Consider the following 13,041-nt stretch of genomic DNA (forward strand, 5'->3'; position numbering starts at 1 on the left):
AATCACCCTCCACTTACTGGTGGAATTAATGCTATTGTATCTTCTGAAGTTAGCACTTCATCATCCTTCACGAAAGCTTCGTTCTTAGCAACTTGAAACACTTCACCATCGAGCTCTGGATAGTCAACAAAGATATGACTTTTTAGCTCACCTGCAGTAATGCTATCACCGACAAATAAGTCGATTGTGTCACTACCAATTTTTTCTTTAATACTTGCAAATACCTTAACTTCCATTTATTTCTCCTCCACACTCGGGTGATATTTTCGGGAATCGCCTATCCACTGTTCCCCGTCTTCCCATATTTCTTTTTTCCATATTGGGACGATTTCTTTAAGTCTCTCCACAGCGTATTCATTCGCACGATAACTATCTGTTCGGTGCGGTGAACTTGTCACGATAACGACGGCAATATCTGATATCTCGAGCTTACCGATGCGATGTCCAATGGCTGTAATGACACCTGGCCAACGTGCTTCAATTTCATCGCCGATTTGTGCGAGCATTTTTTCAGCCATTGGTATATATGCTTCATATTCTAAGTGCACGGTTCGTGTACCTTTAGTCCATTCTCTAACATGACCCGTAAAGGTACAGACTGCACCTTGATGTTCATTGACAGTCATTTGGTGATACTTATTTATATCCAGTTCGTCATTGACGACTTCAAACATTTTCATTTATAGATTGCCCCATTCCTTAAACCATTCTAGCGCTCTTTTATTATCATAACGCATATCAAAATAGTTTAATACGTTCTTAAGACCGATTTGATTAATATCCGTCTCACCGTCATCGAAGGAGAATGTCAGTAATATTTTTGAATAGTTTTCCTGTTTAAACCCCTCGACTAGAACAAAGTCGACGGCTTCATTTTGAAATCTTTCTAAGAGCCTTGTTAGGGTCACCTGTCGGTTTTCTAAAAGCATGACATGACCCGGAGTCGTTAAGACTGTATAGTCAGAGCCCGCTTCAAAAAATTTACCTGTATCAGTAGAATCATCGACTTTTTCTTCTAAATGATGATTCTTAATGACAGCAACAGTTTTATCATTGGCTTTAATAAGGTGTACTAGATCCGTAATCAGTGTTGTTTTACCAGTATTTTTATAGCCGACAACCTGTAAGATTTTCATGTTATTCTACACCAAAGCTATCTGTACCTGTTGTAACATCTGTCAGCATGACCTTCACCGCGTCACCTGTCGTAAATCCACGACTACCACCTGGTAAGACAATCACACCATTACTTCTCGCAATTGAAGTGACTGCATTTGATTTGTTAAAGCCTGAAGGTCTCGCTTTAATCTTCCCTTCCTCAAAGAACAGTTCCGCTCTTATGAAGCGTGAAAATGGATTTGCCTTAGTGAAATCTTCATCTAAGATTGCATCCACTATGGGTGCGAATGGCTTAGACGCACCTTGAGTTAAATTTAAGCTCGGTCGAACAAAGAGTTCAAAACCAGAATAACAAGCGGATGGATTCCCGCTTAAACCGAAGAGGAATTTACCATCCAGAACGCTTACTGTGGTCACACTACCTGGTCTCATCGCAACCTTATTAAAGAGCACCTCTGCGCCGAGTTTTTCGTAAATTTTAGGTAGTAAGTCATAATCCCCAACAGACACACCGCCTGTCGTAATGACTGCATCCACTTCATTTAACATATTTTCAATTCGCTCGTACAAGACATCAAACTCATCCGTCTGTAATTTATAATGCTTACCTTTAATACCCATTCGATCTAACTGTGCTAAGATCATTGGCGTATTAGAGTTTCTAATCTTACCGCGTTCAAGTTCATCACCGACATCTAATAACTCTGTCCCCGTCGATAACACACCCACAACCGGCTGTTTGTAAACTTCAACTTCAGTGTAGCCAAAAGTTGCAAATGTTGCGATAGCACCTGGATTTATAGTGGTTCCTTTTTCTACAATCACATCGCCAACCTTACATTCTTCACCTTGAAGTGCAATGTTTTCATCTGGCTTAAATTCACGACGGATGGTAAAACCATCCTCAGTCTCCTTAGTTTGCTCAAACATGACAACCGTATCTGCCGATTTCGGAATTTCGGCGCCAGTCATAATGCGAAAAGCTTCATTTTCTTTTAATTCATAATCACTTGTCGATCCTGCAGGTACTTCTTCGACAACCTTAAAGGCAATTCGATTATCACCCGATGCACCTTTAGTATGGCTACTGTGCACTGCAAAACCGTCCATTGCTGACTTATTAAACAAGGGCACATCTGAAGTTGCCGTTAAATCCTCAGCCAATACTCTTCCATTCGCCTGATCATATGCAATCGTTTCTTTACTTGAAGGCACCACGTTTTCCATTACTTTTTCAACTGCATCATTCACATGTATTGGTGTTCGATTTAAAGTCATTATATCCACTCCATAATTATGATATTTAGTGTTTATCTTATATTTTGTTATAATTTATGATGATTGTTAGTTGGTTGTGGTCGTTGCAACTGTTTATCCTTTGGATGGCACTCGTTGTTTTTTCGACTTTGTGATAATCAACCTAAAACGACAAATAAACAGGAGGTACTCTCATGTCCGAATTTACTCATTTTAATGATGAAGGCCGTGCCCAAATGGTCGACATCTCAAATAAATCAGAAACGAAACGTGTCGCTCTGGCACAAACACTGATGGCTGTGCCTGAATCGATTTACACTGCGATCACAGAGGGCACTGTAAAAAAAGGTGATGTACTCGGTGTTGCCCAGGTCGCTGGCATCATGGCTGCGAAAAATACACATCAAATCATCCCGATGTGCCATCCGCTTTCTCTAAATGGCATCGATATTTCATTTACCTGGGACAATAAAACACCCTTTACGCTAATCATTCAAGCTACTGTTAAAACGACCGGTAAAACGGGTGTTGAGATGGAAGCACTCACTGCTTCAAGTGCCGCTGCACTCACTGTATACGATATGTGTAAAGCAATCGATAAAGGCATGATCATCAAAGAAACGAAACTGCTAGAAAAATCTGGCGGTAAGTCTGGTGATTATAAAGCCTAACTGTAATCTATGCAGAACTCATATGGGTTCTGCATTTTTTAATTGTCTTTAGTCACTTCAAAAACTAAGTGATTGAGTTCCGGTATAATCAATTTCTCCATGGCGAGCTTGACTGCACCGCTCGACCCAGGTAGAGAAATGATTAATTGATTACCATGCGTGCCTGCAGCAGCTCTAGATAACAGGCTTCTTGAGCCAATGTCTTCGGTGTAAGATAACATTCTAAACAATTCTCCAAAGCCTTCGATTTCCTTATCGAATAATGGTCTAACTGCCTCCATAGTAACGTCTCTTGTAGCGATGCCAGTACCACCTGTTGTAATCACCACATCGACACCTGTATTTAAGTGATTTGTCACTGCATCTTGAATATCATTCGCTTCATCTTTTACTATCTCATAATTTTCTTCATCGACAATCGCATTCAGCTCAGTTAAGTAATCGATAATGAGTTTTCCACCCTTATCTGACGACTTGTCTCTAGTATCACTAACAGTCAGGACTGCTACTTTGATGTCTCTATCAATTCTTTCTACTATACTCAAAAGAAATCTCCCCTAACCAAATAATTGATTGACGATAGTTCTCGCCTTATTTAAATTCAAAACATTGTGCATGAGTAATCTGCCGTTTGAAAAACTGACAATCCGTGAGTCTGAATAAGAAAATTCAATAAAATATGGCGTTTCTTTGTAGTTAATATTCGCTTGATTCAAGGTCTGTTTAACAAGGTCTTCCGTTAAACGTTGGTCGATCACTTGGATCATATCTCTACCACAAAACTTCAAGGCGTGATGTGTTTCTTTATTAAATTCAGGAAAGGTTTTTAACTGACATGTCGGACACGTCGTTTCAGTCATGTTACTGATATCAGCCTTCATATAATCACTGTCCCACACATTACCGATATGGAGATGAAAGGGCTTAGTATACTGCTCTGTTAAAATCTTAAGTGCTGTTGTTACTTGAAGACTGACTGCCATATGAACAGCTGGTGCGATAATTCCAGCCGTATCACAAGTTAGAGTTGTCGACGGTAAAACTGGTGTCAAACATCTAAAGCACGGCGTCTCACCTGGAATGAAAGCTGCACTCGAGTACGAAGCTTCTATACATGCTGCATATACCCAAGGTATACCTTTTTTAAAAGCGACGTCATTCATCATTAACCGCGTATCAAAGTTGTCTGTTCCGTCTAAAATAATGTCAGCCTCACTTGCTAAACTATCCAGTAAAGCTGTGTCACAGTGGGCTACATGCGTTTCTATGGTGACATCACTATTAATGTGTTCGAGCTTTAGTTTTGCTGCGATTGCCTTTGGAATTTTCTCTTTAGCATCCGCTTCAGTATAGAGTGTTTGACGCTGTAGATTACTCATTTCCACATAGTCTCGGTCAATTAAAATCAGCTTCCCTATGCCGCCGCGAACAAGCATTTCAGATGATAAAGACCCGAGGGCTCCTAAACCAACGATCACAGCAGTTTTTGCTGAGATGAGGTCTTGGCCACTCTCCCCAATATTGCGATATAACAACTGTCTAGAATATCTATTGTCCATTTATTTTCACTCATTAATTTCATTAATTTAAAGTAAATACTTTACAATTAATTTTATCATATCGATATGGTGAAATCATTTTATTGATTTTTAACCATTAGGAATCCACCCTATTGTTAAGAACATGTAAAAATACCGATTAAATATATGAATTATGCTAAAATATAGTTGTTAAAATATTAATTATTAGACGGAGGGCCACAAAATGAAGAAGTTGCTTGTTGTCGATGATGAACCTTCAATTCTCACCCTATTGAAATTCAACTTAGAGCAAAGTGGTTTTGAAGTACTGACCGCTGAAAATGGTAATGATGCATTAGAGATTGCGACGACTGAAGATTTAACCATGATTGTCCTGGACTTAATGCTGCCTGGCATGGATGGAATGGACGTCTGTAAGACCCTCAGACAAGAAAAAATCAATACGCCTATATTGATGCTTACTGCTAAAGATGATGAGTTCGATAAGATCCTCGGCTTAGAACTTGGTGCAGATGATTATATGACTAAACCATTTAGTCCAAGAGAAGTTGTCGCACGAGTAAAAGCAATTTTACGACGCACAAGTGTCATCACAGCAGAAGTCAAAGAGGAAGTCATTAAGATTGGTGAGATTGAAATCCACCCAGAGAAGTATATGGTGCTCTTTAAAGGTGAACAACTTGTATTGACACCTAAAGAGTTTGAACTCTTACTCTACTTGGCAAACCACCGAGGTAAAGTATTGAGTCGAGATCAGTTATTAAATGGTGTTTGGGATTTCCACTATGACGGTGATACCCGTATCGTCGATGTACATATCAGCCATTTAAGAGAAAAAATCGAAGCCGATACTAAACAACCAACGTATATTAGAACGATTCGCGGCTTTGGTTACAAGATGGACGGACAAGACTAAATGCAACGACTGTGGCTAAAAATCACAGGTTCTTATTTCATCTTATCTATTGCCTTCATATTAGTACTGTGGTTTTTTATCAGCTCGATTATAAAAAATACATATACAGACATGACAGAAGACCATTTGATTGAAAACGCTCAAATGGTCTCTGAAGTTATTGAGCTCGGTGGTTTAGACAAAGATACAGAACAATTGGATTTATGGATGAATCAATTAAATGAAGAAATTGAGCTAAGATATACCGTTATTGATCTTGATGGAGAGGTCCTGGCGGATTCAGAGTCCCGAATCGAGGATATGGATAATCACTTGAACCGACCAGAAATTAAAGCAGTTCTCGTTGATAATCAAGAGCTAGGTACATCGACTCGTCTCAGCGATACTAGAGAAGCTCAAATGATGTATGTTGCCATCCCTGTATATTCTGGTGACGAGTTAATTGGGGCTGTGAGAACTTCTATATTCACGACTTCAATTGATAATGCGATTGGTACAATTTGGAAAACGCTTGGTGCTGTATTAGTCGTTATACTATTAATTTCTATAATTTCAGCAGCCTTACTTTCCTATAATATTACCAATCCAATCAATGATGTCATCAACGTGACAAAAAGACTAAAAAACCAAGACTACAGCGCTCGCATTCACTCAAAATATAAGGGTGAGATTGGTGATCTTAATGAATCCATCAATATTCTGGCACAGAGCTTACAGTCTCATGTGAACGAAATCGAAGAGAGTGAAAAGCAATTAAATAGTATACTATCGAACTTAGTATCCGGTGTTATTTTAATTAATGACAAAGGCATCGTTGAATTGACCAACCAAGCGACAGAACGGTTTTTATCGAAACATAGTTCTAAAATCAAGGGACGAGATTATAAATTTGTACTTGGACCTTTAGGCGTCGATAACTTAGTCGAGACAACGATTGATGATAATGTTAAACAGCATGATGAAGCACACATCTATTTCCCTGAAGAGAGCATACTAGATGTGCACATTGCACCGTATTACACACAAGGTTGGCTACAACGTGGGGCCATTGTTGTTCTCCATGATATTACAGCAATTCGAAAGCTCGAAAAAATGCGAAGTGACTTCGTTGCTAACGTTTCCCATGAGCTAAAAACACCGATAACTTCAGTTAAAGGCTTTGCCGAAACATTGATTAGTGGTGATGTTCCTGATCCCGATACTGCCCAACAATTCTTAAAGATTATATATGATGAAAGTGAACGCTTAAATCGCTTGATTACTGATCTGTTGAATCTTTCTAAGATTGAAAAGCAAGCAATGCCACTGCAGATCGAAACAGTCGACGTCAATAAGATTGTCAGAGAAACAGGTAAAACTGTGTTAAAACTTGCTAAGGATAAGCATATTTCCATTCATCTACCAGATGAAGCACAAAGTGTGGAAATTGAAGCTGACAAAGATAGATTGAGTCAAATTATCTTGAATCTCGTTGCAAATGCAGTAACCTATACTTCGGATGAAGGTCATATCTACATCGATCTTGAAGAACGAACGACAGATATAATGATTAATATTAGAGATACTGGTATGGGTATTCCTCCAGAAAGCCTTGACCGACTCTTCGAAAGATTTTACCGAGTCGATAAGGCACGTAGCAGAAACTCCGGCGGTACAGGTTTAGGACTTGCTATCGTTAAGCACTTGGTCGAGTCCCATGAAGGTGAAATCTACGTTAATAGTGAAGAAGGCGTCGGTTCAACCTTCTCTGTCCGTTTACCGAAGACCCATGACGGTGATTTTAAAGACTAGAATATATGTAGGCACGTGACTTAGTGTATTTAAGTCACGTGTCTTTTTGTGTGTTCAAAGCAGAGCTCGGTCGGTAGGTGCGCTTCGTTTTTGGTTCGAAGCGGAACTCGATCCATTCGTCAGCTTCGTTTTTATTTCGAGGCGGATCTAGATCCATTCCTCAGCTTCGTTTTTGGTTCGAAGCAGAGCTCGATCCATTCAACAATCTCGTTTTAATAGATAAAAAACCCACCAGCTGGAAAGTATCCAACCGACGGGCGAACAAGATTCTATCTAAATGGTGTAAATAGAAGATTGTTTTCTAAGTGTAATAACATCATAATATTTTCTTCGTTTTCTTCAAGCTTTCTTAAGACAAAGACATTGAGCGGTTCATTGGCGTCTATTGGTGTGTAACCATTCGTCAGCTTATTAATCTGATCGAACCAATTGACGATATTCTTATGTGCATCGATTAGTCTTGTGATATGTGGCTTCAGCGCCTCAAATGCTACTTTACTGTCATCTTCATAGTAGGTTTTAAGCAGTGGATAAACGTCTGATTTCTCAAGTTCGATATGCACAATCATTTCTCGGTAAATATTATAGAATAGTTCACTGACTTTTTCATACTCAGGATGATTTTTCTTATATTTCTTTCCTAGTTTTTCAACATAGTCATTTAAGACTGGTAATTCATCAAGTAGGTCATCGTAATATTTACGCTCGATATATTTAATGATGCTCACTTGATCCATAAATGATACGTCTATACCTTCTTTAGGTTGTTTTTTTAAGTTGTTTAATTCATAAAGAATATTTTCTAAGTCAAACTGTCCTTCTTCATGTGCTTCTTTTAAAGTGCGATTTCCTTCGGTGACAAAGTCAATATTAAGTTCTCTAAATATAGTTCCTGCTGCAGGCACTTTAAAACAAATATCTTTTAGTTTCATTGTTTCATTAATATTTGACATGCTGAATCCTCCTCATCTATTCTTTATATTCATACCTTTATTAATCTTAATTTAAACCTATGAGTTCGTTTAATTCATTCTTTAGATGGGTAATGTATAATTAATCTTGAAACAGCTATTAAGATGGAGGTCAATCCAGTGAATAAAAATATTAAAGCTTTGGCTACAATCATTCCTTTAGTTGTAGTCCCACTAATTAATGAACGTAAAAAAATTAAAGAACATCCTGATATGAAGAAATTAGGTGCAGTATCAAACTCAGTTTATACTAGAGTGAAAGATTCTAGTAAAGAAACAGCTACAAATGTTTATCATACGACTAAGGATACTGCGAGCAATATTTCAGAAAAGGTGTCTGACAGACTTGATTCAAGAAGCTATAACAAGGAACAAAAAGGCTATATGAAGAGTCAGGCTAAAGAAGAATCTTTAGAGAAAAAATTCGAGAAAGAAAAAGCTAATCACAGAGAGAAAAGATTATCTCAAAAGAGTAATGATCAGTCGTCTTTCGTACCTAAGATTTTTCAATCTCAACAGGATAAAACCGACGACGAAAAGATTGACGGTATGACTGTGTCTGAAGATGTCACTGTAGATAACTCACAGTCACCTGAAGTAAATGCAGAAAAGTTAACTCACCCTGATAATCAAGAACCGGATTATGGTGAGTCTTATATGTTCGAAGACATAGAGGATGAAAACCAAAGAAATGATATTGTCCCTTACAAAATGAATGAATTACAAACTATAGAAACGAGTGACGACATGACAAACATCCAAGAATTAAATGAAGAGAAAGTATTAAATACAGAGTTTACTAGAAAGAACAATGAAGATAATGAAAATGATATTCCACTACGTCAAAAACATAAAAACATTTTAGACCCACGTAGTGCTGCTAGAGATAAATATATTAGTGAAAAGAAAGCAGAAAAAGAAGAATTAAAACAGGATAATAGTCTATTTAACAAACACCGTCGTATGAATTTTGAGCATTCGAACAAGAGACAAAGAAAAATAACAGATGGTACGCCTTATGTTAAAGACCAATCCATCAAAAATTACGAATCGCTCATGTTCAATAAATAAGGTAAACAACTAGGAGTTATGCATATGGACATTAACAAGATTACTGTATTTTGCGGCGCAAGATCTGGTGATAATCCAAAATTTGAAGCGGCAGCCTATAAACTCGGTGAAGATGCAGCAAAAAATGATATGACAATTATCTACGGTGGTGGCGCGACTGGGCTCATGGGCGCTGTTGCTAATGGTGCTTTAAGTGTTGGTGGTGACGTCATCGGTGTGATGCCTCAGTTTTTAATTGACCGTGAAATTGCGCATACTGGTGTTTCTGATATGCGTGTGGTACAAAACATGCACGAAAGAAAGCTAGAATTAGAGTCTTTAGGTGATGCTATTATTATGATGCCTGGTGGCGCAGGTACTCTTGAAGAATTCTTCGAGGTATTCACTTGGGGACAACTTGGACTACATGAAAAGCCGATTGGCATTTTAAATATTGATGGTTATTTCGATCCTTTAAAGGAAGTCATATACAACGCTATAAATCAAGGTTTCCTCGAGGAAAGATATTTAGACATGTTATTTGTCAGTGATAACTTAACAGATATAGTTGAAGGATTTAAAAATTATACCCCTGTTGCGATTAGAAATTATAAGGATTTAAAATAATAGAGCGAAGTCCAAGATGAATTTACATCTTGAGTCTTCGCCCTTTTTTTGTGCTTACTTTATATAAAATATGTGGTTTTAAGGAATGGCCATCCATAATGCTTGGATGTTCAAACTCCGTAACAACCTCCATACCAAGTTTCTCCATAATGTTAATGGATGGAATATTTTTCTTTGCAGTAAAAGCGTAGACTTCTTTAATATCCGTCTGCCTCTCTACAAACTTCATTACACCTCGTGCTGCCTCTGTTGCAAAACCTTGATTCCAATGTTTTTTTGCTAGGCGCCAACCAATCTCAATACAAGGTAAAAATTCAAAGTCCAAACTACCATCAGCCTCTAGTACACGGATACCTGTAAAACCAATGAATTCTCCAGTATCTTTTCTTTCCACTGCAAAAAGACCAAAGCCTCTATCCAAAATTGACTTTTGGCTCGCTTTGGCATAATTGACAGATTCCTCTTGCGTTTGCAGATTAGGAAAATAACGCCGCACATCAGGGTCTAAATTCATCTTGATAAAAGGCTTCAAATCACTTTCCTGCCAATCTCTTAGTATCAGTCTTTTAGTTTTGATGTATTTCATTTAGCTTCAGCCTAACATATTATAGTTCTGAATCATTCTGTATGGGTGCTTCTTTTCTAACATAAGAAATTAAACGCACAGTGAATACACCATTTTCTAAATCATATTCAGCTAAACGTTTTTTAGTATTATTTGTAGTCACAACAGCATCGATTAAATCGACGGTATGCTTGAGTTTAAAAGTAACAGTAAATGCTTCAAAACCACGCTCTGGCGCAGGTTTCTTTACGACAACTCGATCGATTGAACCTTCAACGTCTTCAAGCTCAGTACCAGTCGCTGCTTCTAACTCTTTAGCAAGTTCCTTTATTGTCATTTCTTTTCCTTCTATTAAATAGAACTTTTCTTCATACATTACGCTCATCCTCACTCTTCTGAATCAGTATTTTCTTCTGTTTCTTCGTTTTCTTCAGATGCTTTACTTTCATCCGGTTCTTCTTGGTTGTTTGATTCTAACTCGTCTAACTCAGATTCTTTGGCATCTACTTGTTGTTGTAGTGCTTCATTATCCCCTTGGACATCATTAATCTGATCTTCAAGTTCTGCAATTTCTGATTTCACCTTATCTAAATCTTTTTCAGCCTGGCTAGCCTCACCACTACAAGCAGCAAGCATTAACACACTGAATAACAAAATCATTTTTTTCATATCAGTCACCTATACTTATTCTTACCCGATATTATACCATTCAAGAGCTATTTTTGAAATTTATCGTAAAAAAGTTATAAAAAAACATACACAGTAAAATTTACTGTGTATGCTTTGAGAAACTTTAGTTTTCGATTGTAACTTCATTTAAGTGATAAATACCCTGAGCGTCGACGTTGAATCCTTGGACACTAGAGTTTAAACCTGTTAGGTAACTCTGGTGGTGGATGTAAGCCATTGGCGCTGTTTCAACGAGTTTATCTTGTAATTCTGAATAGATTTCTAGACGTGCTTCCTCATCAGATTCACGACGACCCGCTTCTAGGAGTTCATCAACTTCATCATCTGAGAAGAATGAACGGTTACCTGGGTCACCATGCATTGATGAGTGGAACAATGGATAAGTTCCGTAGTCCGCATCACCTGTAGTTGTTGACCAACCTAGGATGAACATATCATGTTCACCAGCAGCAGTTTGTTCTAAGTACGCACCCCATTCAAGCTGCTCAACAGTTAAGTTAATGCCAATTTCCTGAAGTGATTCTTGTAGATACACTGCTGTATTCACGCGTTCTGGGCTATCGTTAGTCCAAATTGAAAGGTCAATTCCATCTTCATAACCCGCTTCAGCTAATAATTCTTTAGCACGTTCTGGGTCATATGAAATACCTTCAACGTTTTCATCATATCCGAATACACCTGGTGCTAATGGTCCTTTTGCAGGTGTACCCACACCGTCATAAACCCCTTCGATAATTGATTCACGGTCAATCGCGTATGAAATCGCCTGACGTACTTTTGGATCATTAAGTGGTTCTTTTTCAGTATTGAAACCGATGTATGAAAGTGACATAGATTCAGTTTCTTCTAAAGCAGTGTTTTCACCATTTTCTACACGGTCAACATTACTTGATTCAATTGTTCCAGCAACATGAGATGAGCCGGATTCAATTTCAGCTAAACGTGAAGCTGTTTCTGGTACAACTTTGAAAGTTACAGTATCTAATTGAGCAGGTTCACCAAAGTAATCATCATTTCTTTCAAGCACAACATTTTCACCTGGTGCACGAGATTGTAATTTAAATGCACCTGTACCAACTGGGTTATCCGTCACGTATTGACCAAGGTGTTCAGAAATCGAATCTTGTACTTCTTCTGCCTCACCACTGTCTCTTAACTCATAGTACTCTTCAGCTGTCATATCTTCACCAGCTTCATCAAGAGCAGCTTGGTAGTCAGCATCGATTACATCTTTACTGATCATGCCCCCACCATCGTGAGCAAGGTGTGCGAGTAATGGCGCAAATGGATATTCAGTCGTAATTTCAACTGTATACTCATCTACCGCTTCAACATCAGTAATCATTTCGTAAAGGAACATACGTGGTGACGCCATTGCTGGGTCTAGAACACGGTCTAAGTTTGCAACAACAACATCAGCATTAAAGTCTGTGCCGTCGTGGAAAGTCACATCATCACGAAGTGTAAAACTCCATGTAGTGTCATCAACTTGTTCCCATTCTGTTGCTAAGTTCGGTTCAACTTCCATATCTTCGTTTAACTGAGTTAAACCATCGTAAAGATTGTAACGAACGTTCGATGATGGAACATCGTTATTACCATGTGGATCCATTGATACAATGTCACTCATTTCAGAGATGACAAGATCTTGTCCACCTGCAGGTGTACCTTCGCTAGCGCCCTCTTCACCCTCAGGATCCACGTCGCTATCGCTTGTACAAGCAACTAAAACTAAAGCAAACATTGCTGCAATCCCAATTGTCAGCAGTTGTTTTAAATGCTTCATTATGTAATTCCCCCTCAAAAATTTTAAATTTTAAGATAATTTTCAATCTTAAAATTA

General features: G+C 38.2%; 16 protein-coding genes. 5 read left to right on the plus strand and 11 right to left on the minus strand.

The genetic code is table 11. The features are described from left to right. Nucleotides 1–2: 2 nt before the first annotated feature. Genes H624_RS0106740 through H624_RS0106755 form a run of 4 tightly spaced genes read right to left on the minus strand, consistent with a single transcriptional unit; the run spans nucleotide 3 to nucleotide 2,397 of the window. Nucleotides 3–236 carry a MoaD/ThiS family protein gene (locus tag H624_RS0106740; protein WP_026866916.1) on the minus strand — a complete coding sequence of 78 codons (234 nt, stop codon included), beginning with the start codon at nucleotides 234–236 and terminating at the stop codon, nucleotides 3–5. Next, nucleotides 237–680, minus strand: a complete 444-nt coding sequence (locus tag H624_RS0106745; protein WP_026866917.1) for a molybdenum cofactor biosynthesis protein MoaE — start codon at nucleotides 678–680, stop codon at nucleotides 237–239. Further along, nucleotides 681–1,136 carry a molybdopterin-guanine dinucleotide biosynthesis protein B gene (mobB, locus tag H624_RS0106750; protein ID WP_026866918.1) on the minus strand — a complete coding sequence of 152 codons (456 nt, stop codon included), beginning with the start codon at nucleotides 1,134–1,136 and terminating at the stop codon, nucleotides 681–683. 1 nt (nucleotide 1,137) lies between these two features. Beyond that, on the minus strand, nucleotides 1,138–2,397 hold the full coding sequence (locus tag H624_RS0106755) for a molybdopterin molybdotransferase MoeA (protein WP_035856328.1): 1,260 nt from the start codon (nucleotides 2,395–2,397) through the stop codon (nucleotides 1,138–1,140). A 173-nt stretch (nucleotides 2,398–2,570) separates the two neighbouring features. Here H624_RS0106755 and moaC point away from each other — a divergent pair, with 173 nt between their 5' ends. Beyond that, the gene (gene moaC, locus H624_RS0106760; protein ID WP_026866920.1) at nucleotides 2,571–3,047 is read left to right on the plus strand and encodes a cyclic pyranopterin monophosphate synthase MoaC; all 477 of its coding nucleotides are present in this window, start codon (nucleotides 2,571–2,573) and stop codon (nucleotides 3,045–3,047) included. A gap of 38 nt (nucleotides 3,048–3,085) precedes the next feature. Here the strand turns inward: moaC and H624_RS0106765 are convergent, their stop codons facing one another. Together H624_RS0106765 and H624_RS0106770 are read right to left on the minus strand one after the other, a co-directional pair. Further along, the gene (locus H624_RS0106765; RefSeq protein WP_026866921.1) at nucleotides 3,086–3,592 is read right to left on the minus strand and encodes a MogA/MoaB family molybdenum cofactor biosynthesis protein; all 507 of its coding nucleotides are present in this window, start codon (nucleotides 3,590–3,592) and stop codon (nucleotides 3,086–3,088) included. Between the two features lie 12 nt (nucleotides 3,593–3,604). After that, entirely contained in the window at nucleotides 3,605–4,606 is a 1,002-nt protein-coding gene (locus H624_RS0106770; RefSeq protein WP_026866922.1) for a ThiF family adenylyltransferase, read from the minus strand. Between the two features lie 205 nt (nucleotides 4,607–4,811). Between H624_RS0106770 and H624_RS0106775 the strand changes: the two genes are divergently transcribed. Both H624_RS0106775 and pnpS read left to right on the plus strand, forming a co-directional pair. Beyond that, the gene (locus tag H624_RS0106775) at nucleotides 4,812–5,504 is read left to right on the plus strand and encodes a response regulator transcription factor (RefSeq protein WP_026866923.1); all 693 of its coding nucleotides are present in this window, start codon (nucleotides 4,812–4,814) and stop codon (nucleotides 5,502–5,504) included. After that, nucleotides 5,505–7,295, plus strand: coding sequence for a two-component system histidine kinase PnpS (pnpS, locus tag H624_RS0106780; protein ID WP_026866924.1), 1,791 nt, complete (start codon nucleotides 5,505–5,507; stop codon nucleotides 7,293–7,295). Nucleotides 7,296–7,564: 269 nt separating this feature from the next. Here pnpS and H624_RS0106785 read toward each other — a convergent pair whose 3' ends face one another. Then, on the minus strand, nucleotides 7,565–8,248 hold the full coding sequence (locus H624_RS0106785) for a DUF542 domain-containing protein (RefSeq protein WP_026866925.1): 684 nt from the start codon (nucleotides 8,246–8,248) through the stop codon (nucleotides 7,565–7,567). Nucleotides 8,249–8,386: 138 nt separating this feature from the next. Here H624_RS0106785 and H624_RS0106790 point away from each other — a divergent pair, with 138 nt between their 5' ends. Together H624_RS0106790 and H624_RS0106795 are read left to right on the plus strand one after the other, a co-directional pair. Beyond that, nucleotides 8,387–9,337 carry a hypothetical protein gene (locus H624_RS0106790; protein WP_026866926.1) on the plus strand — a complete coding sequence of 317 codons (951 nt, stop codon included), beginning with the start codon at nucleotides 8,387–8,389 and terminating at the stop codon, nucleotides 9,335–9,337. A 24-nt stretch (nucleotides 9,338–9,361) separates the two neighbouring features. Then, complete coding sequence (locus H624_RS0106795) at nucleotides 9,362–9,943, plus strand: LOG family protein (protein ID WP_051220512.1); 582 nt, start codon at nucleotides 9,362–9,364, stop codon at nucleotides 9,941–9,943. A 22-nt stretch (nucleotides 9,944–9,965) separates the two neighbouring features. Here the strand turns inward: H624_RS0106795 and H624_RS0106800 are convergent, their stop codons facing one another. From H624_RS0106800 to H624_RS0106815, 4 genes are all read right to left on the minus strand, one after another. Further along, a complete protein-coding gene (locus tag H624_RS0106800) occupies nucleotides 9,966–10,529 on the minus strand; it encodes a GNAT family N-acetyltransferase (RefSeq protein ID WP_026866928.1) in 564 nt (187 codons plus the stop codon). Nucleotides 10,530–10,548: 19 nt separating this feature from the next. Further along, on the minus strand, nucleotides 10,549–10,893 hold the full coding sequence (locus H624_RS0106805; protein WP_156889160.1) for a hypothetical protein: 345 nt from the start codon (nucleotides 10,891–10,893) through the stop codon (nucleotides 10,549–10,551). A gap of 2 nt (nucleotides 10,894–10,895) precedes the next feature. Then, nucleotides 10,896–11,177, minus strand: a complete 282-nt coding sequence (locus H624_RS11740) for a hypothetical protein (protein ID WP_051220513.1) — start codon at nucleotides 11,175–11,177, stop codon at nucleotides 10,896–10,898. Between the two features lie 124 nt (nucleotides 11,178–11,301). Then, nucleotides 11,302–12,984 (minus strand): glutathione ABC transporter substrate-binding protein, encoded by a 1,683-nt coding sequence (locus tag H624_RS0106815; protein ID WP_026866930.1) that lies wholly within the window; start codon nucleotides 12,982–12,984, stop codon nucleotides 11,302–11,304. Nucleotides 12,985–13,041: the final 57 nt, after the last annotated feature.

Source organism: Jeotgalicoccus marinus DSM 19772 (assembly GCF_000425825.1).
GTDB lineage: Bacteria > Bacillota > Bacilli > Staphylococcales > Salinicoccaceae > Jeotgalicoccus > Jeotgalicoccus marinus.